The organism is Gordonia sp. N1V (assembly GCF_029269935.1).
Classification (GTDB): Bacteria; Actinomycetota; Actinomycetes; order Mycobacteriales; family Mycobacteriaceae; genus Gordonia; species Gordonia polyisoprenivorans.
Genome location: NZ_JARJDD010000011.1, coordinates 94,768 through 120,161 on the forward strand (window position 1 = coordinate 94,768; position 25,394 = coordinate 120,161).

The window sequence follows — 25,394 nt, forward strand, 5'->3', positions numbered from 1 at the left end:
TATGTGTAATAGCTAGACGATAGATCGCCGGACCTGCTGTCCGCAAGACTTAGGATGGAGCAATGTCCAGCCGACGTCGGATGTCTCCGGAGCAGCGCCGAGAGGCGCTCCTCGATACCGGCGAGGAACTCTTCGGATCCTCCGGTCGGTTCGAAGACCTTTCAATGGACGACATCGCCGCCGCGGCGGGCGTCACGCGCCGATTGTTGTATCACTACTTCCCGACCAAGGCCCATTTTTTCGGTGCCGTATGGCAACGCGCCCACAGCAGACTGCGCGAGAACACAGCCACCGCACCCGCCGACACGGTGCGCGACCGCATCGCCACGGCACTCGATACGTACTTGACCTTCTACGCCGACAATCTGGCTTTGGTACTCATCGCCAATCGCAGTTCGGTATCGGCCGATCCGGCGGTACGCGGTCCCATCGATCGCGACATGGAGTCACTCTGGAACACGATGCTCGACGCGGCCGGAAGCGACGGCCACGCACGCGATCTGGCCGAGGTGGGATTCGCCGGGTGGATTGCCTTCGTTCGAGCCAGCACCATCGCGTCCCTGCTGGACAACAAGATCTCACCCCAGGAGAACCGCGACCTCTGCATGGCCGCGCTCGATTCCACCGTCGGAACGCACGTCGACCTCACCACGCAGCCTCGGAGCTGAATGGCCGGGTCACCCCAGCGCAGCTCGCAGCGCCTGCCCGTCGGTGACCGGGAGATCACACACCGTACCTCTGCACACATAGGCGGCATCGACATCCCCGACGGGCCCGCGGTCTTCCAGTAACGGCAGCGAATCTCGTTGACCGGCAACGATGATCGATCCGCCGGGCGCGACCGTCCGCGCGAGGCCGGCGAGTGCCCCGGCGCTGCTCGCTGTCTCGGACACGGCGATATGCAGTGGCCCGGCGACGCGTGCCTGTGTCACCGCAAGCCACTGGCCGGCCGAGCGCGGAAGTTTCGCCAACAGCACCGCACCCCGGCCGAGAGTGGCGTCGAGGAGCTCCGCGTAGCGCGCGGCGGGAGCGGTGTCGGCCAGAGCCGACGCGGCGAGCAGGGCCTCGGCCAGCAGTGAGGCACCCGCGGGAGTGGCCCCGTCGATCGGGTCGCGGGGTCGTGCGATCAGGTCGGTACCCGCGGCGTCGTACCAGCTTCCCGGCTCGTCGGCATCGGCGAAGATCTCGATCGTGGTGTCCAGGAGTTCCAGCGCCTGATCACGATGGGAGATCTCACCGGTCACCTGGTGCAGGGTCAGCAGCGCGGTGACCAACGATGCGTGATCATCCAGTGCGGCAACAGGATCACCGACGACGCCACCGAGCGAGGCCCGGCGCAGTCGACCGTCTCGGACGTGCTCGGCGAGCAGCGTCACGGCAACCTCGCGTGCGAGGTCGATCCATTCCGGATGACCGAGCCCCGCGCCGGCCTCCGCCAGGGCGGTGACGGCGATCGCGTTCCAGCCGGTGACCACCTTGTCGTCGCGGGCCGGCTGGGGCCGATCGGCGCGCGCGGCCAGCAACCGCCGGCGCACGTCGTCGAATCGCTCTCGGACGGCAGGGGTGTCGAATCCGTCGGGGTCGAGCCGGAACTGCAGCGTCGACGTACCGTGCTCGAAGGTGCCCGTCGCGGTCACACCGAAAAGTTCTGCAGCCCACTGGCCGTCGGCATCGCCGAGCACCTCGGTCAGTTGTGTCGGCGTCCACACGTAGGTCGATCCTTCGACGCCGGCGGCGTCGGCGTCGAGTGCGGACGCGAAGCCCCCGGGCACTTGCAGGTCCCGTCGTAGGAACTCCACGATCTCTCCGGTGACGCGGGTGGCCAGGGGATCGCCGGTGATCCGGGCCAGATGCGCGTACACCCGCAACAGCTGCGCGTTGTCGTAGAGCATCTTCTCGAAGTGCGGGACCACCCAGTCGTTATCGACCGCGTAGCGGGCGAACCCGCCGGCGAGCTGGTCGTGAATACCGCCGCGCGCCATGGCTTCACACGTGCGGTGAGCCGCGTCGAGCGCCTCGGGCGTTCCGGTGTATTCGGTGTGCCGGAGCAGTGCTTCGAGCAACGCCGACGGCGGGAACTTCGGCGCTCCGCCGAATCCGCCGGACTCCCGGTCCTCGTCACCGAGGACCGTGTTCACCGCGTGCGCGAGGAGCCGGTCGTCGACCTCGAGCGCCCCGGCCGGTAACGCCGCGGCATTGGCGTGCAGATGATCTCGGACCTTGCGCCCGACATCGGAGACCTCGTCGCGCCGCTGCGTCCACGCCTCGGTGATGGCGGTGAGGAGTTGCCGAAACGATGGCATGCCGTTGCGCGGCGAGTCCGGAAAGTACGTGCCGCAATAGAACGGCTCCCCGCCGGGCGTGAGAAAGCAGGTCATCGGCCAACCACCCTGCCCGGTCATCGCGACGGTGGCGTTCATGTAGATCGCGTCGATGTCGGGCCGCTCTTCACGGTCGACCTTGATACACACGAACTCGGCGTTCATCTGTGCGGCGGTCGCCTCGTCCTCGAACGATTCGTGCGCCATCACATGACACCAGTGGCATGCGGCGTACCCGACCGACAACAGGACCGGGACATCACGACGGGCAGCCTCGGCGAGCGCGCCGTCACCCCATTCCCGCCAATGCACGGGGTTGTCGGCGTGCTGACGGAGATAGGGGCTGGTCGCCGCGCCGAGCTCATTGCGCGCTGCGCTGGACTCACTGGTCATCGGTGTCCTCGCATCCGGTGCTCGGGTGTCCGACGATCCACCTGCCGGGTCAGGTGTCGGCCGGCTTCCTCGCCGTACCCGCGTCACCGATGGCGTTCACGTCGCCCAGCGACTGCGGCGTCGTGGGGCCAGCCGAATCGGTGCCCTCGTCGAAGGCCTGATCGGCTTCGGGGTGCTCGGTGTCGAAGGTCTTGGGCAGCTTGCGCAGTTGCCGGTTCATCGACCAGATGAGCAGGGCCGTGCAGATCAGCAGCAGGATGATGATCAGCAGACCCAGCGGTGAGGCCTTGCCGAACTCGGGCCCCTGGGGCTGCTGGTCGGCGGCCAGGAGCACGCTGTGCACCCCGGCGGCGATCGAAACAGAAGTCATCGGGATACCTCGCTGTTCGCCTCGACCCCGGCGAACAGATCGCTCTCGGGAATCGAGGTGGTCACCCGGGTCTGCGCCAGCTCGAACTCCTCGGTCGGCCACAGACGCTGCTGCCACTCGAGCGGGACGGCGAAGAACATCCCGTTCGGGTCGATCTGGGTGGCGTGCGCGCGCAACGCGTCGTCACGCTGGGGAAAGTACTTGCCGCACTCGACCTGGGTGGTCACCCGCGCCATCAGGTCGCCGCGGCTGGAATCCCACTTGCTCAGCCATTCCTTGAACGGGCTCTCCTGCCCGTGGCGTTCGAACTCGTCGGAGAACAGGATCATCCGGTCCCGGATGAAGCCGTGGGTGTAGTACAGCTTCGAGACGGTCCACGGTTCACCGGTCCCGGGATAGGCGTCGGGGTCACCGGCGGACTCGAACGCGGCGACCGACACCTTGTGGCACATGATGTGGTCGGGATGGGGGTATCCGCCGCGCTCGTCGTAGGTGATCATCACGTGCGGCCGGAACTCGCGGACGAGCTTCACGAGCGCTTCGGTGGGCACCTCGAGCGGCAGGGTGGCGAACGACCCCTCCGGCAATGGCGGCGGCGGATCGCCCTCGGGTAGCCCGGAGTCGACGAAGCCGAGCCACCGCTGCTGCACACCGAGCGCCGCGGCGGCCTTGGCCATCTCTTCCTTGCGAACCTCGCTCATCCGCTCCTTGACGCCCGGGCGATCCATCGCCGGGTTGAGGATGTCACCGCGCTCACCACCGGTCAGCGTCACGATCAGAACGTCGTTGCCCTCCGCGGCGTATTTCGCCGACGTCGCCGCGCCCTTGCTGGATTCGTCGTCGGGGTGGGCATGCACCGCCATCAATCGGAATCCACCACCCGACGACGTCGTGACAACCCCGGTCGGCGTCGACGCGCCGGCACCCTGGGTCGACGATGTCGACGGGTGGGATTCGGCGGTGTGGGTCTCGCGCACGGTTCCTCGCCTTCGGGTCGGTACTTCTCTCATGGTAGGTATTGACCCGTGAACAGTTCAGACGGGGGCACGCCACCGGGCTCCGACCTGCAGGATCGCCCGCAGAGCGGCCCGCGGGCGACCTATCCCGTCGCACAATCGGCGTCGAGCCGTCGACTGTGGTTCATCGCACTGTCGGTGCTCGTCGTGGTCGTCGGCGTCATCCTCGCGGTCATCGGCTACCACAAATTCGCCGATCCGGACGTCTCCGGTCAGGCCACCGGATACGACATCCTCAACTCGTCGACCGTGGCGGTGCAGTTCACCGTGAACCGGGCCGACCCGTCACAGCCGGTCGCCTGTGTCATCCGCGCCCGCTCCAAGGACGGGTCGGAGACCGGACGCCGCGAGGTCCTGATCGGCCCCGGACAAGTGCAAGAAGGACACCGGGTCGAGGTGAAGACCTCCGAGCCACCGGTGATCGGTGAGGTGTTCGGCTGCTCGACCAGCGTGCCCGCCTATCTCACCGCTCCGCCGTCGGCAGGATCGGCCGGATGACCGCGACCGACACGCGTACCAACCGCGCGGTCTTCGCGACCGTGACGAGCCACTATCTACCGATGCTGACCGCGCTGTTCGTCGGGGTCATGCTCATCAGCAACATCACCGGCACCAAAGGTGTGCTGCTGTTCGACCAGTGGTTGCATCTCGATCTCGGCCCCTTTCACCTCAACGGCTTGGTCACCGACGGCGCTTTCTATCTGTTCCCCCTCGCCTATGTGCTCGGCGACGTCATCAGCGAGGTGTACGGCTTCAAAACCATGCGTCGGGTGATTCTCGCCGGATTCGTCGTCCTGCTCATCGCCTCCGCGTGCTTCTGGCTGACCATTCACCTTCCGGCGGCCCCGTTTTATTCCAATCAGGAATCGTTCAAAGCCGTCGCCGGGGTGGTACCACAGTTCTTGTTGGCCGGACTACTCGGATATCTCGCCGGCGAATTCCTCAATTCCTTTGTCCTGGTGAAGATGAAGGAACGAGCCGGAGAGCGACGACTGTGGGCGCGGCTGCTCGGCTCGACCGTCGTCGGCGAATTCGCCGACACCCTCGTGTTCTGTTCGGTCGCCGCCTCGGCGCTGGGCATCTCGACCTGGGGTGACTTCTGGAACTACACGATCGTCGGATTCTTGTGGAAGACGTTGGTCGAAATCATCATCATGCCCATCACATATCTGGTGTGCGCGTGGCTGAAAAAGGCCGAGCCCTCTTATGTGGCAGCTCTCGCGGAGGCACGCGCGACCCCGTCGTGATGTGCGTTCGATCTCATTCGCTGGTACCCTAGACGGATACACGGCTCCGCAAGGGGTCGTGTTGCTGCATTTAGAGCAGTCCACATGCCCATCGTGAAGACATCGCGACAGGGCGCGGACAACACAAAGGAGTGACCGATGACCGACACCCAGGTGACCTGGCTGACCCAGGAGTCCTACGACCGCCTCAAGGGCGAGCTGGATTCCCTGATCGCCAACCGTCCGGTCATTGCTGCGGAGATCAACGAGCGTCGTGAAGAGGGTGACCTCAAGGAGAACGGCGGCTACCACGCTGCCCGCGAAGAGCAGGGCCAGCAGGAAGCGCGTATCCGCCAGCTGCAGGAACTCCTGAACAACGCCAAGGTCGGCGAGGCACCCACCCAGTCGGGTGTTGCGCTGCCCGGATCGGTCGTGACCGTCTACTACGACGGTGACGAGAACGACACCGAAACCTTCCTGATCGCCACCCGCGAGGAAGGCGCTCAGGGCGGGAAGCTGGAGACCTACTCCCCCAGCTCACCACTGGGCGCTGCGCTGATCGACACCAAGGTCGGCGAAACCCGCGAATACACCGTCCCCAGCGGAGCGACGGTGAAGGTGACGCTGGTCAAGGCCGAGCCCTACCACAGCTGACCGGTTCATCCCGAGATCTGCGATCGCGGCCGTCCTCACCGGACGGCCGCGATCGTCGTTTCCGGGTGCGCTGATCCGGCCACGTGGCGAACGAGAACGTGTTACAACATTCGGCGTGAACCTGCATGTACGCGCACGCAGGGTCGGGGGCCTCATCGCATCCGCCGTCGTCGCGGCCGCGTTGATGGGCGCCGGACCTGCCCTCGCCACCCCTGGACCGACCTCTGCGCCGACCACCTCTGCGCTGACCTACGTGAATCTCGGCGACAGTTACTCCGCCGGTTCCGGTGTCGTGCCGACGGCACCGGGCACCCTCGAGCAATGCGCACAATCGGCCGACAACTACTCGCATCTCATCGCGCAGCGGTTCGGCTATCACCTCACCGACGTCAGTTGCGGCGGCGCCACCACCGACGATTTCTTCACAGTCCAATACCCAGGCCTGCATCCACAACTCGACGCTCTAGGCCCCGGCACCGACCTGGTCACCTTCATGATCGGCGGCAACGACGGAATGGTCTTCGCCGGGACCGTGGGCAAGTGCCTCGCAGCCGCCGCGACCACCCTGGGCCGCGGCTCACCGTGTAAGGACACCTACGGCGACACCATCGCGAATGAGATTCGGACACAAACCTTTCCGAAGCTGGCGAAGGCCATGAGAGCGATACGCAGCAAGGCACCGCACGCTCGCATCGCGGTGATCAGCTATCCGTGGATCATGCCGGCGACCTACGAGCCCTGTCCCGCGTTCCCGGTCGCCGCAGGCGATGTCGCCTACACCTACGACATCCAGGCAACGCTCAACGACGCGATTCGACGCGCGGCCACCGAGACCGGTGTGACCTTCGTCGACGCCACCACCCCGTCGGTCGGCCACGACAGTTGCAAGCCGGTCGGGACCCGCTGGATCGAACCGATCCTGACCACCCAGCAAATCGTTCCGGTCCATCCGAATGCGTTGGGCGAGCGGGAGTTGGCCTCGATCACTGCCGGTGCGCTGGGTCTGGGGCGCTGAGGGCCACACCACCCGGATTGCCGCTCACGTAGCACGCACCATGGTCAGGGCCGCCCCAGGTGCGCCGACGTCGGTTCGCACCGCGCCGTCGTGCATGGCATACGCGAGTGTGATGGCGAGTTCGACGACCGGTGACAGGTTGTCGGCGACCGAATGATGCTGCTGGAGCGGAACATCGATCACTGTCGCCTCGGTGAGGATCGACGATTTCCATCCCACGCCCCGCAGTGGTTGCAGCGCAGTACTCCGGGTCAGTGGGCCCAGGACCACCATCGGCGCCATGTCGTCGGCGTGCGCGGCCCACGCACCGATCGCCTTGGGATGCCAGAGCAACCCGTCGACAGTCACCTCCGGCATGACCGGGATACCCGGCCCTAGGTCCTCATGCATGCGCGCCGGCGGCCGCTCGAACAGCAACAACCCACTCGGCCCGAGTGAAGCGAGGATTCGGGTGTCGCGCATATCGATTCCGGGCGCACCCAGTTCCGTCATCACGGTATCGGGCACCCAGACCGGGCCGACCCCGGCCACCGCCTCGCTGACGGCCTCGGTGGTGAGCATGCTGCGATACACGGTCACATACATGTCGGCGTGTTCAAACGATCGGGCGTCGAGTTCGCGAAACGCTTCGGTGTCCTGCCGGCCGTTGGCCTTCATCGCGTCGAGCACCCGATCGTAGTGTTCGAGGCGCTTCTCGATGTGTGCGAGATGGTGCGGCCATTCGGTCAGGAGAGTGCGGTAGGCCTGCACGAGACCGGAGTACACCGTCGGCGCCCAACCCGGGCCCCATGGCGAGATCTCCTGACCATCAGTCGCTTTCGCCTGCGCGAGCTCGTCCTCGAGATGCTTGCGTCGGCACGGGGCAGGCGTCGCACGGTTCACATTCGCGGGGAACCTTCCCTCGTGCCGACGCCCTCCGGTGTCCGCACACCCATTGCGGGCGGTGCGGACACCGGTACGTCGCGGCTTCCTCGGGTCAGCCCAGGGTGACCTTCGCGCCACCGGAGAACATCGAATCGTGCAACTCGATGGCGGTGGGCACCGCGTCCTTGGGCATGTCGAAGACCACCTTGGCGGTCACGGTGTTGCCGGGATTGATGTTGTCCCACACCGGGATATCGGAGCCGCCCAGAGCAATCTGCGCACTCGTGCTCGGCTCGAATTCGCGCCCTTGCGCGTCGAGGAGCTTCTGATCCGACGGGCTGAATCCGTAGGCCTTGTCGGAGATGTTCTTGACGGTCATCGTGACGACCACGAACTGCCCTTGCGCCTGCTCGGTGAGATACGGGTTGTCGCCGACGCTGGCGAGCCCCTTCTCGACACCGGTCACGACGAACTCGAATTTGCCGTCCCGCACCGGGGTATTGAGCCCGGCCGCCTGCTCCCCACCGCCGTTCGCGGGCGCATTCTGCGCGGATCCGTTCTGCGACCCGCTCGGAGATGAATCATCGGAGCCGCCACTCGTCGCCACAGCGATGATGATGATCAGCACCACGATGGCGCCGAGAATCCACGGCCACTTGCGCTTCTTCTTGGGAGGCGCCGGAATCGGTTGCGGCGGAACCCCATAACCGGTCTGGCCGTACTGGGGTGCACCGTATTGGGGCGACCCGTACTGGGGTGCTCCGTACTGGGGTGCTCCGTACTGGGGTGCTCCGTACTGGGGCCCGGCATTCTGGGCATTCGGATCCTGGGGAGTGGTCACGTCGATCTCCTTTGACTTGGTGCGGTAACCGGTCGGTACCGCCTCCCGACTCACTCAACATAGAGGGTCCGACAATTCCGACGAATCTGTCATTCGACCGGATGACGCATGGGTCCCGGGCCCGTCATGCGGCCTTCGCAGTCACCTGCACCATCCATCCCCCGTTGATCTCGACGAGACCGACGGTGTTGTTCTGCAACGCCTTTCCGACTCGACACAACATCTCGATCAACGGTCGCGCCCCATCGGGTACGTCGAAAGTGCTTCCGATCGGCACGCGCACACCGGTCACCTCGATCAGGGTCGACGACGCCCAATTCTCAAGCCGCGGCGAATGTGCGCCACTCCGACGAGCCAACGCCACCACCTCCAGGACCTCGTCGACCTCCCCTTCGTCGACACCGTCGTCGACCATCCCGTCGTGCTCGGGTTCGGCCGTCCACCACAGCACCGCGTCGACATCGACGTCCGGTGTCTGCGGACAGTCGCATTCATAGATCTCGCCGGCCTTGACGAAGGGTTTCGCGAACACCATCAGCCCTTTCGGAAGCAGACCGGCCAATCCGAAGGTGTTCTGACCGGCGATATCGGTCACCGCCGACGCCACCGTCAGCGCCGACGTCGGTAACCAGATCGGCGCAAGGCCCGAAAGTGCCTCGCTCGCATCGACGCATCGATTCGCCACCTCGTCCGCCATGCGATACATCGACAACTGAGCTCGCACTTCACCGAGCAGCCAGTCGTAGTCCTCGTCACCGGTCTCGCAACCCAGGCCGGCCAGCTCGTGGTACCGGGCGTTCAATGCTCGCAGACGTGGCTCCAAGTCTTCGGTCACCGCAGCGCAGTCACGCAGGGTCCGGTCATAGGCGTCGGAAAGCTCATCGCGGAATACGACCATCCGTTCGGGTGACCACCGCGCCTGGAGCGATCGCGACGACGACCGATTGGCGCGCCGCGCGTGCGACGGGGTGCGAGGAGCTCTGCGATGGCGTTTGCGTTTTCCCATGGCCGAGGAGGCTAGGCGCATTTCGGGCATTCGCCGCGAAGCTGTCCACAACCAGTGCGATGGGTCACAGACGATCCACAGGTTGGTCGCAGACCGCCGACAACCTGCGGGTTCACAGTGGTTCTATCGCGTTCACCACAACTCGCGAACGGAGAGACCGATGAGAATGCACAAGCCCGCACCCGAGGTGCCGATGATCGTCCTCACCGACGATCGGGCCGTCCACGCCTACGCCGACACGCTGTTCGACGCGGGGATGCCGCTCGCCGTCGTCAGCAGCACCTACTCCGACGTCGTGCCCTACATGCTCGGCAACAACGGCCACACCGTGGCACTCGTCGCCGATGTCGACGACCCCGAGCAACTCGCCGGCGCCATCGTGACGGTCGAACGCCGCCTCGGCCCTGTCGGTGCGGTCGTCCGCTACGCCACCGACCTTCCGGCAACCTCGGTGTCCTCAGCCGCCTGACCTGCAGAGATAGTCGCACTGTCAGTCGCCGACACCACGCGTAAGCCGACGTAAGCGCGACGACAGCCACACCGGGCACAGTGGTGTCCATGACCACAGCACTGCATACCAGCCCGGCTCCGGGTGGCGCGGCTCGGACCACCGACCTCGCCATCGACGCCCACGGCCTGGTCAAGACATTCGGTAACAACCGCGCCGTCGACGGCGTGGACCTGGCCGTCCCCACCGGTTCGGTCTACGGCGTCCTCGGCCCCAACGGCGCCGGCAAGACCACCACGGTCAGCATGCTGGCCACCCTCCTGAAACCCGATGCGGGGTCGGCGACGGTCTTCGGATACGACGTCGTCTCCGACGCCGTCGCGGTCCGCTCGCTCGTCGGTGTCACCGGGCAGTACGCCTCGGTCGACGAGGACCTCACCGCCACCCAGAACCTCGTCGTCTTCGCCCGGCTCCTCGGTTTCTCCCGCAAGGCCGCGAAGTCACGCGCCGAGGAACTCCTCGACGAGTTCTCCCTCACCGACGCCGCCGACCGGCCGCTGAAGAACTTCTCCGGGGGCATGCGTCGCCGCCTGGATCTCGCGGCCAGTCTCATCGACACCCCGCCGCTGCTGTTCCTCGACGAGCCGACCACCGGCCTCGATCCCCGCACCCGCGCCCAGATGTGGGACACCATCCGCAATCTCGTCCGCGGCGGATCAACGGTGCTGCTGACCACGCAGTACCTCGACGAGGCCGACCAGCTCGCCGACCGCATCGCCGTCATCGACCACGGTCGCGTCATCGCCGACGACACCGCCGACGGGCTCAAGAACTCGATCGGCGCGGCCACCCTGCAACTGCGGCCCGCCGACCGTGCCGACGCCCCGCGCGTCGCGGAGATCGTCGAGCAGATGCTCGGCGAGCCCGCCGCGCTGTCGGCCGAGGCCGGTCGTGTCTCGGCGTCGTTGCACCGCCCCGACCTCGTCCCCGACATCCTCATCGCCATGCGCGAGCAAAACATCACCGTCGATGAGATCAACGTCCAGAAACCCAGCCTCGACGAGGTGTTCATGACACTCACCGGCAAACCCGCCGAGACCGATGCCGACACCTCCACCGACGACTCCACCGAGGAGACCCAGTCATGACCACCACACTCAACCGGACGTCCACCCCGTCGGCCATCACCACGCGCGAAGTGCGTGACAAGGTGAAAACCTCTGTGAGCCTTGGCGAGACCATCCGCCAGTCGTTCACCATGGCCTATCGCGGCGTGCTCAAGATCCGGCACAACCCCGAGCAGCTGTTCGACGTGACGCTTCAGCCGATCATCTTCACGCTGATGTTCACCTACATCTTCGGTGGCGCGATCAGCGGCAACATCCACTCGTATCTGCCGGTGATCATCCCCGGCATCATGGTGCAGACGGTGATCACCACCTCCATCGTCACCGGCACGCAGCTGCGTGAGGACATGGACAAGGGTGTCTTCGACCGATTCCGGGCCCTACCCATCGCGCGGATCAGTCCGCTCGCCGGCGCACTGCTCGCCGACATGATCCGCTACCTGATCGCCACCACACTGACCATCGTGATGGGCATCATCATGGGCTGGCGCCCCGACGCCCTCGGCGCCATCGGTGCCGCCCTGCTGGTCATCGTGTGCAGCTTCGCGATCTCCTGGATCTTCGCACTCATGGGCTGCTTGATGAGCAAAGCCTCAGCCGTGCAGGGCATCTCGATGCTGATCCTGTTCCCGCTGACCTTCATGTCCAATGCCTTCGTCCCGGTCAGCACCATGCCCGGCTGGTTGCAGGGCTTCGTCAACGTCAATCCGATCAGCCATCTCGTCACCGCGGTCCGGGAACTGACCGCCAACGGACACATCGGCATTCACGTGGTGTGGTCGTTGATCGGTGCGGCCGTCATCACCGCGGTGTTCGCACCGCTCGCGGTGCGCGCCTATATGCGCAACGCCTGAGCACCATCGGCACGCCTCGACGCCAGGATAGCCTGCAACCGTGCGGCCGCCTGGCGTCGGGGCAGGTCGGCGACCGGACCGGTGTGCGCCTCCCACTCCTCATCGGTGAGACCCGACAGTTCTTGCATGTGTTCAACGGTGTAGACGAAGCCCGGGTAATCCCGACGAGCCCGTAGTCGCTGCGACAGCACCATGAGTTGGGCGCCGTCGCCGCGCGTCTGCGGGTCGGCGCTCAGGACATAACCCGCGGCCAGGGCCATCGCCCCGGCCTGGGGCGAATCGTGCCAGCCGAGCGCGGAGAATGTCGCCGCCACGCCGTCACCCAGGATCGGCAGATAGCCGCGCGCCAGCTCTGTGAGACCCGCTCGCATCAACCCGATCACCGCGACGCTCACCATCATGAGCACTCCCGGATCCTGCGCCCCGAGGGGATGCTCGCGCATCACCTGCTCACCGGCCCGACGATAGAGATCACCGGCGAGATCGGTGTCTCCCCTGGCGAATCGGTATTCGGCGTGGGCCAGCATCAGCGCCGCACCGAGTTCGGGGCTGCCCTGCGGATCGGGCTGATCCGGCGTCCACCCGTCCGAGACGACGTCGAGCTCTATTGCCGCAGAATCCATTTCACCGAGTGCGATCAGTGTCACGACCAGATAGGTTCGGGTCTGCATCTCGTCCTCGTAGGCGCCGAGGCGTACGAGTTCGACGATGCCCCTGCGATAGTGACGCACCGCATCACGCCACAGCATCTGTTGACCCAGGACGCTGCCGACACTTACCTCGACCATCGCCGACATCCACGTGTCGCCGTTCGCCTCGGCTCGCTTCTGCAGGGTCACCCCGTCTCGCAATGCACCCTCGAGGTCACCCATGTTCTCGCGGATGTTCATCCGCGCGGCCATCGCCGCGGTGGCCACCCGCTCCTCGGCGGCCCGTGTGCCGCGGACGATGTGGCGCATGGCCTCGAGGGCAGTACGGCTGAGCGCGCATGCCGCGATCAGATCGGTCGGTTCGTCGTAGGCGTGATCGGGTCGGTGGAGCAGGCGCAGGTGATAGCGGCCCTTCGCCAGCGCACGCAGATCACGGCGCATCACCTGGTGGGCGAGCGCGGCGAGCAACGACGCCTCCCAGTCTCGCCGCACATCGTCGGCGACCGTGCGCGGTGGCGTCGGGATCACCGCGAGAATCTTTGTCCCCCAGTTCAACACCTCGGCATGCAATCCCCGCGCCATCCACAGGCCGGAGAGCACGGGGAAGACCCGGATGACGGTCAGGAAGGTGTCGGTCGGGGAGCCGGAGTGCAACGACGGCTCGCCGGCACTCAGGCGATCGAGGCAACTGCGCATCACCCAGACGAGGTTCTCGGCGTCGGCGGCCACCGCGCCGAGCAGCACGTCGTCGATGCCCTCGTCGTACCGTGCGGCCGCGTCGACGCAGAATTCGCGGGCCCACCGCCACATCCGGTGGTCGACCTCTTCCGACTCCTCCGGGGTGGCGCCGAGCTTGCCCTCGCCGAATTCGCGCACCGTCTCCAACATTCGGTACCGCACGCGTCCACCGCTCTCGGTGACCTCGAGCAAGGACTGGTTGACCAGTGCGGCGAGCGTGTCGTCGAGCCGGAATCCGTGGTAGCCCAACACCGTTGCGGCCGCGTCGGTGGTGATTCCCCCGGGGAATCGGCACAACCGGCACAACGCGATTCGTGCGTCCTCGTCGAGGAGCTCCCAGCTCCAGTCGATGACCGCATAGAGGGTGCGGTGCCGATCGGGCGCGCTGCGATCGGCACCGCGCAACAGTGCGAACCGTTCGACGAGGCGATCGGCGATCTCCTCGACGGTCATCGTGCGGATTCGGGCGGCGGCCAGTTCGATCGCCAGCGGCAGACCGTCGAGGTGACGGCACAGCGCGGCGACTCGGTCCGGGGGCAACAACGCATCGGGGCGCACCGCGCGGGCACGGGTGACGAACAGTTGCACTGCCGGTCCGGCCTCGCGCGCGTCGAGGGTCGGTAGCAGGTGGATACGCTCCGAGGGCAGCATGAGCGGTGAGCGGCTGGTGACCAGGACCCGGATGTGGTCGTCGGCGGCGAGTAGGTCGGCGACGATCTGGGCGCACCGGTCGATGACCTGTTCACAGTTGTCGAGGACGAGCACCGCGTCGCGACCGCGCACGGCGTCGAGCAGCCGGTCGTGCAGGTCACCGACGCTCATGCGCGGGCGGTTACCGCTCAGATCGGACTCACCGACGCCGAGCGCCGCAGCGATCGCCGGGACCACGTCGTCGTCGGCACGGATCGGCGCCAGGGGGACATAGAACACCGAGGCGCCGGTCTCCACGAGCCGATGACCGACGCGGTTGGCCACGCGGGTCTTGCCGACCCCACCCGGACCCTGGATGGTCACCACCCGACCGGTCTCGATGGCCGACACAATCGCATCGACGTCGGCGTCCCGACCGATCAGCGCGGTGGTGTCGGCGAGCAGTCCGATGCCCCGACCGCGACGAACGGTCCGGGGCACCTCGGTCGGCTCCGTGACCGAAGTGTCGGTGCCGCTGAGCAATTGGGTGTGCAGCGCACTGATCTGGGCGCCCGGGTCCACCCCGAGTTCGGCCGAGAGCCGCCGACGGAGTCCGGTGTAGACCGCGATGGCGTCGGCGACCCGACCCGCAGCGGCCAATGCCTGCATCAGATCCAGATGCGCGGACTCGTCGAGAGGATCAGCGAGGCAACGTTTTTCGGCGATCGATCGGGCCGTGACGTGGTCGCCGGCGGCCATGGCCGCAGTGTAGCGGGAACGGTCGAGGCGATCGGCGACCTGCCGGGCGCGGGCGGTCAGCTCGTCGATCAGCCCGCCCGGTTCGTCGGTACCGAGATCATCGCCGGGGGTCCCGCGCCACCAGATCGCCGCGCACTCCGCGTCGTCGGTGGAGGCGATCATCTCGGTGACGACGTCGAGATCGGTGCGGCAGCCGACGAGCCGGTATCCACTGCCCGACCCCTGCAGGTGGGCGGCGCCGAGCAACTGCCGCAACCGGGAGATCTGGGTGTGCAACGCCGAGCTCGGCGACCGGGGCGCGTCGTCGCCCCACACGTCGTCGATGAGTCGCTCGGCCGATCGGGTCCGTCCATCGGCCAAGGCCAGCGACGTCAGCAGGCGCTTGGCACGAAGACCGGGCACCGGAGTGGCCTGCGGTGCGTCGGAGTCCGAATCCGGGTGCGGCGCAGCGATCACCGACACCGGACCGAGCAGTCCGATGATCACCTCCCCGTCATGGGCCACCCCGCCAGCGTAGTGGACTCCGCCGACGGACAGACGGATCGTGGCGGTGCACGGGGAGGCGATGCCCTAATCTCGACTCATGGCGCGCACCTATGACCTCGAACCGTTCGACCTCGACTTCTTCGACACGGCCCCGATCTCCTATCGCATCGACATCAACATCCCGGTGTCACCGCAGCGCGCGTGGGCCGAACTGACCAGGCAGAACACACTGGACTGGTGCAAGGCGATCAAGTCGATCGAGTTCACCTCGGCGGCGCCCTACGGAGTCGGCACCACCCGGCAGGCGTCGCTCGCCCCGGGCTATGTCACCCTCTCGGAGGTGTTCTTCGACTGGACCGAGGATGCCGAGAACTCGAGCTACCACAACGCTTTTCGCGTCGCGAAGGTCAATGTCCCCGGGATGCGGCGGTTCGGCGAGTACACCGAGATCACCCCGGCGGCAGTCGGGTCGCGTCTCGTGTGGGCGTTCGCCCTCGAACTCGGCCCGTCATCGCGGGCGCTGAATGCGTTCTCCAACCCGGCCTCGGTGCCGGTGTTCAAGAGCATCGAATCGGACACCCTGCGGCACTTCGCGCATCTGACCCCGCAGGCCTGACCCGGACCGGGCGCTCAGCCCCTCAAGGCCCTGCCACCCCAACGGTTCAGCGCAGGAAACCCGCCTGGGCCAGCGCCTCGCGCACCGTCGCCTGGTGGTCGGGCCCCCGGGTCTCGGCGCTGACGGTCACCTGCACCTGCCCGAGCGCGAGTCCCTCGGCGACACGTGAATGGACCACGTCGACGACGCTGGCACCCTGGTCGCGCAGCATTTCCAGCAGCGAGATCAGACCCCCGGGGCGGTCCGGCACGGTGGCGGTGACGGTGAGGAACCGTCCGGCGGCGCTCAGTCCGGTCGTGGTGACGTGGCTGAGCACGAGCGGATCGATGTTGCCGCCGGAGGCCACCACACACACCGGCCCCGACAACTGTCCACACACGCCTTCAACCACCGCCGCGACCCCGGCTGCCCCGGCCGGCTCGACGAGGAGCTTGGCGCGCTCGAGCATCAGGAGCAGCGCGGTCGCCAACGCGTCCTCGTCGACGGTGACGACGTCGTCGACGAGTTCGGTCACGTGGGCGAACGGAACCTCCCCCGGGAGCGCCACCGCGATGCCGTCGGCCATCGTCGCCATCCGCGCCGCGGCCGTCGGCGATCCGGCAGCCAGCGACTGTGGCCACGCGGCCGCTTCTGCGGCCTGCACGCCGATGATCCGCACGTCGGGGCGAACGGGTTTGACCGCGGCCGCGATACCGGCGAGCAGCCCGCCACCGCCGAGCGGCACCACGATCGTGCCGACGTCGGGCATCTGCTCACAGATCTCCACGCCGACCGTCGCCTGCCCGATCACGATGTCGCGATGATCGAACGGGTGGATCAGTACTGCTCCGGTCCGCTCGGCGAATTCGCGTGCGGCGACCAGGGATTCGTCGATGGTGGCACCGACGAGCTCCACCTCGGCGCCATAGGCGCGGGTGGCGGCGATCTTCGGCAGGGCCGCGCCGACCGGCATGTACACCCGCGAGGAGATCCCCAGTCTGCTCGCCGACCACGCCACGCCCTGCGCGTGGTTGCCCGCACTGGCCGCGACCACACCGCGCTCGCGTTCGGCCGGGTTCAGCCGGCTGATCCGGTAGTAGGCCCCGCGGGGTTTGAACGATCCGGTGCGTTGCAGGTTCTCGCACTTGAGCCAGACCTCGCGGTCGGCGCGCTCGCTGAGCACCCGGGACGCGACCATCGGGGTACGACGCATGACGCCGCGCAGTTCGGTGACGGCGTCGGCGATCTCGGACGCGGTGATCAGCATGGGCGTCGCTACTGCAGTGCCTGCTCCAGGTCGGCGAGGATGTCGTCGACGTCCTCGATGCCGACCGACAGCCGCACGAGGTTGGCGGGCACCTCGAGCAGCGAGCCCGCCGTCGACGCGTGGGTCATCGCGCCGGGATGCTCGATGAGTGACTCGATCCCGCCCAGGGATTCGGCGAGGGTGAACACCTCGGTGCGCGCGCAGAACTTCTGGGCGTCCTCGATGCCGCCGGCCACGAGGACCGAGACCATCCCGCCGAAACGCTTCATCTGCTTGCTCGCGACCTCGTTACCGGGGTGCATCGGCAGTCCCGGGTAGAGCACGCGGTCGATCCGGTCGTGATTCGACAGGTAATCGACGACGGCTTCGGCGTTGTCGCAGTGCTTTTCCATCCGCACTGCCAGGGTCTTGATGCCGCGCATGGTCAGGTAGGCGTCGAAGGGCCCGGGTACCGCACCGGCCCCGTTCTGCAGGAAGGCGATCGCGTCGTCGAGTTCGGCGTCGTCGGTGACCAGAGCGCCGCCGACCACGTCGGAGTGCCCGCCGAGGTACTTCGTCGTCGAGTGCAGCACGACGTCGGCCCCCAGCGACAGCGGCTGCTGCAGGTAAGGTGTGGCAAAGGTGTTGTCCACCACCAACTTTGCGCCGGCGTCGTGGGCGATCGCGGCGGTCTGTTCGATGTCGCCGACGTTGAGCAGCGGATTGGTGGGCGTCTCCACCCACACCAGCTTCGTCTGCGGGGTGATCGCCGCACGGATGGCGTCGGCGTCGGTGACCGGCGCAACCGAATAGGTGATGCCCCACTGGGTGAAGACCTTGTCGATGAGCCGGAAGGTGCCGCCGTAGGCGTCATTCGGGATGACCAGATGATCCCCGGGGCGCAGGCACGCACGGAGCAACGCGTCGGTGGCGGCCATCCCGGAGGCGAAACCCCGTCCGTAGGTGCCGTGTTCGATCGCGGCGATGTTCGCCTCGAGCACCCGGCGCGTCGGGTTGCCGGTGCGGGCGTATTCGAATCCGTCGCGCATGCCGCCGACGCCGTCCTGGGCGAAGGTCGAACTGGCATAGATCGGGACGTTGACCGCCCCGTTGAGCGGGTTGGGCTCGTAGCCGGCGTGGATGGCGTCGGTCGCGAAACCGCGGGGACGCTGCTGGGAACTCACGGGATAACTCCTCGTCGGTGGACGTCGGGGGAAGCCGGTGTCAGCCGGCGGTGATGGTCGGATGGGTGCTGACGAAGGCCAGCAGATCGTGGCGGGTGATGACGCCGATCGGCTTGCCGTCCTCGACCACCATCAGCGCGTCGGTGTCCGAGAGCGCCTTGGTCGCCGCCGACACCGGCTCGCCGGAACCGATGAGCGGGAACGGTTCTCCCATGTGCGCCGACACCGGGTCGGCGAGGTTGGCGCGGCCCTCGAACACGGCGCTGAGCAGATCCCGTTCGGTGACCGCTCCGGCGACCTCGCCAGCCATCACCGGCGGCTCGGCACCGACGACCGGCATCTGCGACACCCCGTATTCACGGAGGATCTCGATGGCGTCGCGCAGGGTCTCCGACGGATGGGTGTGCACCAGGTCGGGCAGTGCGCCGGTCTTGCCGCGCAGCACGTCGCCGACGAGTGGTTCGGTGGCCTTCGCATCGAGAGGGGTTCGCAGGAAGCCGTAGCTGCTCATCCACTCGTCGTTGAAGATCTTCGCCATGTAGCCACGGCCACCGTCGGGCAGCAGCACGACGACGACGGCGTCGGGGCCCTCGCGCTCGGCGACCCGCAGCGCCGCGACCACGGCCATCCCGCACGATCCGCCGACGAGCAGGCCCTCCTCACGGGCGAGGCGTCGCGTCATGTCGAAGGAGTCGGCGTCGGAGACCGCGATGATCTCGTCGGGCACGCTCGGGTCGTAGGCCTCCGGCCAGAAGTCCTCGCCGACACCCTCCACCAGGTAGGGCCGTCCGGTACCGCCGGAGTACACCGACCCCTCGGGGTCGACACCGACGACCTTTACCGCGCCACCGGAGACCTCCTTGAGGTAGCGCCCGGTGCCGGTGATGGTGCCGCCGGTGCCGACGCCGGCCACGAAGTGGGTGACCCGGCCGTCGGTGTCGGCCCAGATCTCCGGACCGGTCGTCTCGTAGTGGCTCTGCGGCCCAGCGGGATTCGCGTACTGGTTGGGCTTCCACGCACCGTCGATCTCGCGGACCAGCCGGTCGGAGACGTTGTAGTAGCTGTCGGGGTGCTCGGGTGCGACCGCCGTGGGGCAGACGACGACCTCGGCGCCGTAGGCGCGCAGCACGTTGCGCTTGTCCTCGCCGACCTTGTCGGGGCAGACGAACACGCAGTGGTATCCGCGCTGCTGTGCGACGAGCGCCAAACCGACCCCGGTGTTACCCGAGGTCGGCTCGACGATGGTGCCGCCCGGCTTGAGCGCACCGGATTTCTCGGCGGCCTCGATCATGCGGAGCGCGATACGGTCCTTGCTGCTGCCCCCGGGGTTGAGGTATTCGACCTTGGCCGCCACCAGCCCGGAGCCGGGCGTGACCACCGAATTGAGTTTGACCAGGGGCGTGTTGCCCACCAGGTCGACGACGTGATTGGCGATGCGCATGCCCTCCATGGTCCCAGAACCCTCTCCGTCGTTTCCATCCGACGTCGATTCCCGGATCACCGCAGATCGCCGTGCCGATGGCGACCCGCAGACCCGCAGGTCACCGGTCGCCGGCCCAGGCATCGGTAAGCTGTCACCCGTGACCGGTCCGCGCCCCACCGACCACCATCTGCTGCGCGATCTCGGGGCCACCGCGGCCGCGACGACCGCCGCTGCGGGCATCACGTGGGGCGGCTACAACCTGCTGGTGTGGCAGGCGCAGAAGACGCGCACCGTCATCCCGCACCGCACCGACAACGCTCCCGACGGTGACGGGATCTATCGCCCGGACGGCAGCGGCCCGCATCGGGTCACCCGCGACAATCGTGACGAGATCGAGCTGCATCTCGCGGTGTTCGGGGATTCCACCGCCGCCGGTCTCGGCGCCGACACCGGCGCGCAGACCCCGGGCGCACGGGTGGCCCGTCGAGTGGCGGTCGAGACCGGGCACGTGGTGCGCTACAGCAACAAGGCGATCGTCGGCGCGACGTCGAAGGGCTTGGCCGCGCAGATCGACGCCATGCTCATCGCCGGTGACCGTCCCGACATCGCGGTGATCCTGGTGGGCGCCAACGATGTCACCGCCCGCAACGGCGTTCGCGCCTCGGCGGGCCGACTCCGGTCGGCGGTGAGCAGATTGCGCGCCATCGACGCCCAGGTGGTGGTCGGTACGTGCCCCGATTTCGGTGTGATCACCGCGATCCCCCAACCGCTGCGCTCGGTGCTGCGGATATGGGGCATGCGACTGGCCGCGCGGCAGAAGGCCGCGGTCGTCTCGGCAGGCGGGCGTGCGGTCCCGATGGCCGATCTGCTGGCGGAGGACTTCCGCGACGCCCCGGACCGAATGTTCTCCTTCGACCGCTACCACCCGTCGGCCGACGGATACTCCCTCGCTGCCGACATACTGCTTCCGGAGGTGCTCGCGGCGCTCGGCGAGTGGGGTCCCGAGCCGCTGCCCGAGCCACCCGAGGTGTCGCCGTCGGTGGACAACAGCAAACTCACCGAGAGGGTCCTGCGGATCGCGCGCACGGTGCGCTGAGCATCGCCCGCCGACGCCCTCAGACGACGGCGCGGCCGTCGGGCAGCAGCAGCGAAACCGCGGCGCCGACAGCGGCGAGACCCGCAGCCCACCAGAACGCGTCGTGGAATCCGGTGCCCCCACCCATCCGCGCGGTCAACACCACCGCGAGCAGGGCCGTGCCGAACGATCCGCCCACCTGTTGGAAGGTCCGGTTCAGCATGCTGACGTCGTGACGTGCCGAACCCGGCAATCCGATGAAGCCGGCCGACATCAGCGGCGACAGCAGCGTCCCGAGACCGAAGCCGCGAACGAGGAGGACCACCATCAGCCAGACCGTGTTGGTGTGATCGCCGGCGACCGCGAACGGAACCGTCGCCGCGGCCACCACCGCGAAGCCGGTGACCGCAACCCACCGTGCGCCGATCGTGTCGGTGAACCGTCCGGCCAGGCTCCGGGTGGCCAGCGCCCCGACCCCCTGCGGGATGAGCACGAGCGCGGCCTGCAGGACCGAGTCACCCCTGACCTGCTGAAAGTACAAGGGCATCAAGAACATCGCACCAAAGGAGGCAATGCCGAAGAAGCACAATCCAAGCGATGAGACGCTCACCGAACGCCGCCGCAATTCGCCGACGTTGACCAGGGCGACTCCATTCCGACGCAGCGCATGCCAGGTGAAGGCGGCGGTCAACACCACGCCCGCGGCGACCGGAACGATCACATCCATCTGCCCGATTCCGTTGTGCGCGTTGGAGAGACCGAGCAGCAACGCCGCCAGCCCGGGTGCAAGTAGGAGCAGTCCGAGTACGTCGAGCGGAGCCGTGGAGCTACGGTCGACGGGGATACGTCTCGCCAGGATCAGCGCGGCGATGCACAACGGCACGTTGACCAGGAACAGCCATCGCCAATCGAGCCAGTTCAGGATGATCCCGCCGACCACCGGCCCGAGGATCGGCCCGAGCGCCGTCGGCAGACTCACCATCGCCACCAGTCGGCCCAGTGCCACCCCGCCGGAGGCCGCCACCAGGATCGACGTCATCAGTGGCATGATCAGCCCGGCACCGAATCCCTGGATCACCCGAAAGGCGATGAGCGAGTCGATGTTCCACGACGCCGCGCACATCACCGATCCGGCGAGGAACAGCACGAGCCCGCCAGTCCATGCTGCGCGGGAGCCGAATCGGGTTGCCGCCCAACCCGCCAGCGGAACAGCCACCGCGAGTGCGAGAAGATACCCCGTACTCACCCATTGCACGGTGCTCACCGTCGCGTGCAGATCCCGACTCAACGCGTCGAGCGCGATGGTCACGATCGTGGTGTCCAGAATCGGCGCGACGAGTCCGACGATGACCGCGATCGCCACCCTCCGGACCTCGCGCGGTACCTCCTGCGTCGGCGGCGTTTCGCCGACGGTCTCGTGGCCGTTCGCACCTTCGTCGTGCCGCACGGTGGACATGAGCGGGCCTCGTTCCCCATAGAGTCATTAAGATACATTGGTGTATCTATTTCTCGACCGTAGACCGGCGCGATAAGATACGCAAGTGGATCTTGAGGAGCGGGCGAAACCGACCCGTCGCCGTGGGGCGGAACTCGAGGCGGCGATCCTCGACGCCGCATGGGATCAATTGCGTGACCGCGGTTACGGCGGTCTGACGTTCGAGGCGGTGGCCGAGCGAGCGGGCACGAGCCGACCGGTGCTCTATCGCCGATGGTCCGACCGCGCGGACCTGGTGCGTGCGGTAATCCGACGCCGCGGCGAGCTGGCCGCTCCTGTCCTCGCCGATACCGGGACGCTGCGTGGCGATCTGCTGGCCGCGTTACGCGACGCCAACCGCAACCGGTCGAACTTCCTGGTCATGCTCAGCGCCGCGCTCGGCGAGTTCTACGCCGAAACCGGGGAGACCCCACGCGATCTCCGCGCGGTGCTGTTCGGCGGTCGGCCGTCGAACCTCGACACGATCCTCGAGCGAGCGGTGGCGCGCGGCGAGGTCGACCCGGCCCGGCTCACCGCGCGAGTGGTCGCGGTGCCGTTCGACCTCTACCGTCATGAGGTGATGATGACGCTGGCACCGGTTGCCGATGAGACGCTCGAGGAGATCGTCGACGAGGTCTTCCTGCCGTTGGTCACGCCTGGCCCCGGATAGCCGCCCGCACCCGATGGCGCCCGATCGGCCGCATCGCGCGGTCCAGTAATCTGGGCCACATGCCTGAAGCCGTGATTGTCGCCCATGCCCGCTCCCCGATCGGCCGCGCCGGGAAGGGGTCCCTGAAGGACATCCGCCCCGACGAGCTCTCTCGCCAGATGATTGCCGCCGCACTGGCGAAGGTTCCCGAACTCGACCCGACCGACATCGAGGACATCCACTGGGGTATCGGCCAGCCCGCCGGACAGGGTGGCTACAACATCGGCCGCGTGCTCGCCGTCGAACTCGGCTACGACCACATCCCCGGTGTCACGGTGAACCGCTACTGCTCGTCGTCGCTGCAGACCACCCGGATGGCGTTGCACGCCATCCGATCCGGCGAAGGTGACGTCTTCATCTCCGGCGGCGTCGAAAGCGTCTCGAGCTTCGGGATCTCCGGTGGTGCCGACGGCGCCCCGAACTCCAAGAACCCCATCTTCGACGACGCGATCGCCCGCACCGAGAAGACCGCTCAGGGCGGTGCCCCGGCGTGGCACGATCCGCGTGAGGACGGCATCCTGCCCGACGTCTACATCGCGATGGGTCAAACCGCCGAGAATGTCGCGAGCTTCACCGGCATCTCCCGCGAGGATCAGGATCGTTGGGGTGTGCGCAGCCAGAACCTCGCAGAAGAGGCCATCAAGGCCGGCTTCTTCGAGCGCGAGATCGATCCGGTGACCCTGCCCGACGGCACCGTGGTCAGCACCGACGACGGTCCGCGCGCCGGCACCACCTACGAGAAGGTCAGCCAGCTCAAGCCGGTGTTCCGCCCCGACGGCACCATCACCGCGGGCAACGCCTGCCCACTCAACGACGGCGCGGCCGCCCTGGTGATCATGAGCGACACCAAGGCCAAAGCGCTCGGGCTGACCCCGTTTGCCCGGGTGGTCGCCACCGCCGCGACCGGACTGTCGCCGGAGATCATGGGACTCGGCCCGATCGAGGCGATCCGCAAGGTGTTGAAGGTGTCGGGGATGTCGTTGTCCGACATCGACCTGGTCGAGATCAACGAGGCCTTCGCGGTGCAGGTGCTCGGCTCGGCCGACGCCCTCGGCATCGACCACGACAAGCTCAACGTCTCCGGCGGTGCGATCGCCCTCGGCCATCCCTTCGGCATGACCGGTGCCCGCATCACCACCACACTGCTGAACAACCTGCAGACCCACGACAAGACCTTTGGCATCGAGTCGATGTGCGTCGGTGGCGGCCAGGGCATGGCAATGGTGCTCGAGCGCCTGAGCTGAGCTGATCAGAACAAAGAAGAAACCCCGCTCCTTCGCAGAAGGAGCGGGGTTTCTTTTGTACCGAAGGAACTAGTCCGACTGGAAGTAGCTCAGCAGTCGCAGGATCTCGACGTAGAGCCAGACCAGGGTGACCGTCAGGCCCAGGGCCACACCCCAGGCGGCGCGGTCGGGGGCGCCTGCTCGGATGAGGCGGTCGGCGGCATCGAAGTCGACGAGGAAGCTGAACGCGGCCAGCGCGATGCAGATCAGCGAGAAGATGATCGCGATCGGGCCACCGTCACGCAGGATGCCGGCACCGCCGGTGAACAGGCTCATGATCAGGTTGCCGACCATCAGCACGATGACCCCGATGAGCCCGGCGAACAACATCCGAGTGAACCGCGGGGTCACGCGGATCGCACCGACCTTGTAAACCAGCAACATGCCGAAGAACACACCGAACGTGCCCAGGACGGCCTGCCCGATCAGTGCGCCGGCACTGGTGCCGCTGACCATCCAGTTGGCGAAGACGTAGGAGATCGATCCGACGAACAAGCCCTCGAACACCGCATACCCCAGCACGATCGCCGGATTGTCCTGCTTGCGCCCGAACGAAGCGATCAATACCAGGACCAGCCCGACGATGGCACCGATGCCGAACAGCGGCATCGCGAGCGCTTCGTTCGCCGACACCAGGAAGTAGGCCGCGATCGCCGAGATGGTGAGTACGCCCAGGGTGATGGCGGTCTTGGTGACGACGTCATCGATGGTGAGCTGCCGGGTCGTGGTGGTGGGCTGCTGGGTGTACGGCGGCACCTGCTGGCCGTACTGGTTGTACATGGCTGCCTGACCGGCACCGGCCGCACCGGTGCCGAAGCCCGCATAGCCGCCGGCGGTCTGATTGTCGCGGACCACGCCGCGCATCACCGGATTGCTGCTATCTCGCACCTGGCGCTCCCTATCTGAACGTGAGTGGGTATCTCGTCTGGACAACGGGCGATCACCCGTCAGAGTTCCGACTTTACCTTCTCTTGACCATTCGTGTCAGAAGCCGGGTCCGACAAATC

The 25,394-nt window shown here is 67.0% G+C and carries 24 protein-coding genes; 12 read left to right on the top strand and 12 right to left on the bottom strand.

All coding sequences use genetic code 11. The annotated features are described in order from the left end of the window. Positions 1–62: 62 nt before the first annotated feature. Positions 63–668, top strand: coding sequence for a TetR/AcrR family transcriptional regulator (locus P3L18_RS15675; RefSeq protein WP_271355346.1), 606 nt, complete (start codon positions 63–65; stop codon positions 666–668). A gap of 9 nt (positions 669–677) precedes the next feature. On the opposite strand, the gene P3L18_RS15680 is transcribed toward P3L18_RS15675, so the two are convergent. Genes P3L18_RS15680 through mca form a run of 3 tightly spaced genes read right to left on the bottom strand, consistent with a single transcriptional unit; the run spans position 678 to position 3,947 of the window. Next, positions 678–2,714 (bottom strand): thioredoxin domain-containing protein, encoded by a 2,037-nt coding sequence (locus tag P3L18_RS15680; RefSeq protein ID WP_276114579.1) that lies wholly within the window; start codon positions 2,712–2,714, stop codon positions 678–680. A gap of 49 nt (positions 2,715–2,763) precedes the next feature. After that, entirely contained in the window at positions 2,764–3,084 is a 321-nt protein-coding gene (locus tag P3L18_RS15685; protein ID WP_006372301.1) for a hypothetical protein, read from the bottom strand. Then, positions 3,081–3,947, bottom strand: coding sequence for a mycothiol conjugate amidase Mca (gene mca / locus P3L18_RS15690; RefSeq protein ID WP_006372302.1), 867 nt, complete (start codon positions 3,945–3,947; stop codon positions 3,081–3,083). The genes P3L18_RS15685 and mca overlap by 4 nt, the downstream gene beginning before the upstream one ends. Positions 3,948–4,109: 162 nt before the next feature. Between mca and P3L18_RS15695 the strand changes: the two genes are divergently transcribed. The 4 genes from P3L18_RS15695 (at position 4,110) to P3L18_RS15710 (ending at position 6,995) form a co-directional block, all read left to right on the top strand. Next, entirely contained in the window at positions 4,110–4,598 is a 489-nt protein-coding gene (locus tag P3L18_RS15695) for a DUF4307 domain-containing protein (protein WP_006372303.1), read from the top strand. Then, positions 4,595–5,347 (top strand): queuosine precursor transporter, encoded by a 753-nt coding sequence (locus P3L18_RS15700; protein ID WP_014359414.1) that lies wholly within the window; start codon positions 4,595–4,597, stop codon positions 5,345–5,347. Before P3L18_RS15695 ends, P3L18_RS15700 begins: the two co-directional genes overlap by 4 nt. Positions 5,348–5,485: 138 nt before the next feature. Beyond that, on the top strand, positions 5,486–5,980 hold the full coding sequence (gene greA, locus P3L18_RS15705) for a transcription elongation factor GreA (RefSeq protein WP_006372305.1): 495 nt from the start codon (positions 5,486–5,488) through the stop codon (positions 5,978–5,980). A 115-nt stretch (positions 5,981–6,095) separates the two neighbouring features. Next, positions 6,096–6,995, top strand: coding sequence for an SGNH/GDSL hydrolase family protein (locus P3L18_RS15710; protein WP_276114580.1), 900 nt, complete (start codon positions 6,096–6,098; stop codon positions 6,993–6,995). Between the two features lie 24 nt (positions 6,996–7,019). Here the strand turns inward: P3L18_RS15710 and P3L18_RS15715 are convergent, their stop codons facing one another. The 3 genes from P3L18_RS15715 to P3L18_RS15725 form a co-directional block, all read right to left on the bottom strand. Further along, complete coding sequence (locus P3L18_RS15715) at positions 7,020–7,877, bottom strand: hypothetical protein (protein WP_276114581.1); 858 nt, start codon at positions 7,875–7,877, stop codon at positions 7,020–7,022. A 94-nt stretch (positions 7,878–7,971) separates the two neighbouring features. Next, a complete protein-coding gene (locus P3L18_RS15720) occupies positions 7,972–8,700 on the bottom strand; it encodes a DUF4352 domain-containing protein (RefSeq protein WP_026920237.1) in 729 nt (242 codons plus the stop codon). A gap of 124 nt (positions 8,701–8,824) precedes the next feature. Next, entirely contained in the window at positions 8,825–9,598 is a 774-nt protein-coding gene (locus P3L18_RS15725; protein ID WP_276114582.1) for a hypothetical protein, read from the bottom strand. A gap of 274 nt (positions 9,599–9,872) precedes the next feature. On the opposite strand from P3L18_RS15725, the gene P3L18_RS15730 reads away from it, so the two are divergent. The 3 genes from P3L18_RS15730 (at position 9,873) to P3L18_RS15740 (ending at position 12,135) form a co-directional block, all read left to right on the top strand. After that, positions 9,873–10,175 (top strand): hypothetical protein, encoded by a 303-nt coding sequence (locus P3L18_RS15730; RefSeq protein ID WP_006372310.1) that lies wholly within the window; start codon positions 9,873–9,875, stop codon positions 10,173–10,175. An 89-nt stretch (positions 10,176–10,264) separates the two neighbouring features. Continuing rightward, the gene (locus tag P3L18_RS15735; protein WP_276114583.1) at positions 10,265–11,302 is read left to right on the top strand and encodes an ATP-binding cassette domain-containing protein; all 1,038 of its coding nucleotides are present in this window, start codon (positions 10,265–10,267) and stop codon (positions 11,300–11,302) included. Continuing rightward, positions 11,299–12,135 (top strand): ABC transporter permease, encoded by an 837-nt coding sequence (locus P3L18_RS15740; RefSeq protein WP_006372312.1) that lies wholly within the window; start codon positions 11,299–11,301, stop codon positions 12,133–12,135. The genes P3L18_RS15735 and P3L18_RS15740 overlap by 4 nt, the downstream gene beginning before the upstream one ends. On the opposite strand, the gene P3L18_RS15745 is transcribed toward P3L18_RS15740, so the two are convergent. After that, on the bottom strand, positions 12,117–15,416 hold the full coding sequence (locus tag P3L18_RS15745; RefSeq protein ID WP_276114584.1) for a BTAD domain-containing putative transcriptional regulator: 3,300 nt from the start codon (positions 15,414–15,416) through the stop codon (positions 12,117–12,119). The genes P3L18_RS15740 and P3L18_RS15745 overlap by 19 nt on opposite strands. Before the next feature lie 79 nt (positions 15,417–15,495). Between P3L18_RS15745 and P3L18_RS15750 the strand changes: the two genes are divergently transcribed. Then, complete coding sequence (locus tag P3L18_RS15750; RefSeq protein ID WP_006372315.1) at positions 15,496–16,014, top strand: SRPBCC family protein; 519 nt, start codon at positions 15,496–15,498, stop codon at positions 16,012–16,014. A gap of 46 nt (positions 16,015–16,060) precedes the next feature. Here the strand turns inward: P3L18_RS15750 and ilvA are convergent, their stop codons facing one another. Genes ilvA through P3L18_RS15765 form a run of 3 tightly spaced genes read right to left on the bottom strand, consistent with a single transcriptional unit; the run spans position 16,061 to position 19,864 of the window. Next, positions 16,061–17,260: a threonine ammonia-lyase gene (gene ilvA / locus P3L18_RS15755; RefSeq protein WP_276114585.1), complete on the bottom strand. Its 1,200-nt coding sequence runs from the start codon at positions 17,258–17,260 to the stop codon at positions 16,061–16,063. An 8-nt stretch (positions 17,261–17,268) separates the two neighbouring features. Next, a complete protein-coding gene (locus tag P3L18_RS15760; RefSeq protein WP_006372317.1) occupies positions 17,269–18,423 on the bottom strand; it encodes a cystathionine gamma-synthase in 1,155 nt (384 codons plus the stop codon). A gap of 40 nt (positions 18,424–18,463) precedes the next feature. After that, entirely contained in the window at positions 18,464–19,864 is a 1,401-nt protein-coding gene (locus tag P3L18_RS15765; protein WP_079930412.1) for a cystathionine beta-synthase, read from the bottom strand. A 139-nt stretch (positions 19,865–20,003) separates the two neighbouring features. Between P3L18_RS15765 and P3L18_RS15770 the strand changes: the two genes are divergently transcribed. Further along, complete coding sequence (locus P3L18_RS15770; RefSeq protein ID WP_276114586.1) at positions 20,004–20,942, top strand: GDSL-type esterase/lipase family protein; 939 nt, start codon at positions 20,004–20,006, stop codon at positions 20,940–20,942. 19 nt (positions 20,943–20,961) lie between these two features. Here P3L18_RS15770 and P3L18_RS15775 read toward each other — a convergent pair whose 3' ends face one another. Further along, positions 20,962–22,377, bottom strand: coding sequence for an MDR family MFS transporter (locus P3L18_RS15775; protein ID WP_079930405.1), 1,416 nt, complete (start codon positions 22,375–22,377; stop codon positions 20,962–20,964). 85 nt (positions 22,378–22,462) lie between these two features. Between P3L18_RS15775 and P3L18_RS15780 the strand changes: the two genes are divergently transcribed. Both P3L18_RS15780 and P3L18_RS15785 read left to right on the top strand, forming a co-directional pair. Continuing rightward, complete coding sequence (locus tag P3L18_RS15780; RefSeq protein WP_276114587.1) at positions 22,463–23,065, top strand: TetR/AcrR family transcriptional regulator; 603 nt, start codon at positions 22,463–22,465, stop codon at positions 23,063–23,065. Positions 23,066–23,124: 59 nt separating this feature from the next. Beyond that, on the top strand, positions 23,125–24,348 hold the full coding sequence (locus P3L18_RS15785; RefSeq protein ID WP_276114588.1) for an acetyl-CoA C-acetyltransferase: 1,224 nt from the start codon (positions 23,125–23,127) through the stop codon (positions 24,346–24,348). 69 nt (positions 24,349–24,417) lie between these two features. Here P3L18_RS15785 and P3L18_RS15790 read toward each other — a convergent pair whose 3' ends face one another. Next, positions 24,418–25,275, bottom strand: coding sequence for a Bax inhibitor-1/YccA family protein (locus tag P3L18_RS15790; protein ID WP_014359401.1), 858 nt, complete (start codon positions 25,273–25,275; stop codon positions 24,418–24,420). Between the last annotated feature and the right edge of the window lie 119 nt (positions 25,276–25,394).

Bases quoted from the DNA above. Each gene is read 5' to 3' on its own strand.
- P3L18_RS15675 (WP_271355346.1), top strand. From the start codon at position 63: ATGTCCAGCCGACGTCGGATGTCTCCGGAGCAGCGCCGAGAGGCGCTC.
- P3L18_RS15680 (WP_276114579.1), bottom strand. From the start codon at position 2,714: ATGACCAGTGAGTCCAGCGCAGCGCGCAATGAGCTCGGCGCGGCGACC.
- P3L18_RS15685 (WP_006372301.1), bottom strand. From the start codon at position 3,084: ATGACTTCTGTTTCGATCGCCGCCGGGGTGCACAGCGTGCTCCTGGCC.
- mca (WP_006372302.1), bottom strand. From the start codon at position 3,947: ATGGCGGTGCATGCCCACCCCGACGACGAATCCAGCAAGGGCGCGGCG.
- P3L18_RS15700 (WP_014359414.1), top strand. From the start codon at position 4,595: ATGACCGCGACCGACACGCGTACCAACCGCGCGGTCTTCGCGACCGTG.
- greA (WP_006372305.1), top strand. From the start codon at position 5,486: ATGACCGACACCCAGGTGACCTGGCTGACCCAGGAGTCCTACGACCGC.
- P3L18_RS15725 (WP_276114582.1), bottom strand. From the start codon at position 9,598: ATGGTCGTATTCCGCGATGAGCTTTCCGACGCCTATGACCGGACCCTG.
- P3L18_RS15730 (WP_006372310.1), top strand. From the start codon at position 9,873: ATGCACAAGCCCGCACCCGAGGTGCCGATGATCGTCCTCACCGACGAT.
- P3L18_RS15735 (WP_276114583.1), top strand. From the start codon at position 10,265: ATGACCACAGCACTGCATACCAGCCCGGCTCCGGGTGGCGCGGCTCGG.
- P3L18_RS15740 (WP_006372312.1), top strand. From the start codon at position 11,299: ATGACCACCACACTCAACCGGACGTCCACCCCGTCGGCCATCACCACG.
- P3L18_RS15750 (WP_006372315.1), top strand. From the start codon at position 15,496: ATGGCGCGCACCTATGACCTCGAACCGTTCGACCTCGACTTCTTCGAC.
- ilvA (WP_276114585.1), bottom strand. From the start codon at position 17,260: ATGCTGATCACCGCGTCCGAGATCGCCGACGCCGTCACCGAACTGCGC.
- P3L18_RS15765 (WP_079930412.1), bottom strand. From the start codon at position 19,864: ATGCGCATCGCCAATCACGTCGTCGACCTGGTGGGCAACACGCCCCTG.
- P3L18_RS15775 (WP_079930405.1), bottom strand. From the start codon at position 22,377: ATGTCCACCGTGCGGCACGACGAAGGTGCGAACGGCCACGAGACCGTC.
- P3L18_RS15785 (WP_276114588.1), top strand. From the start codon at position 23,125: ATGCCTGAAGCCGTGATTGTCGCCCATGCCCGCTCCCCGATCGGCCGC.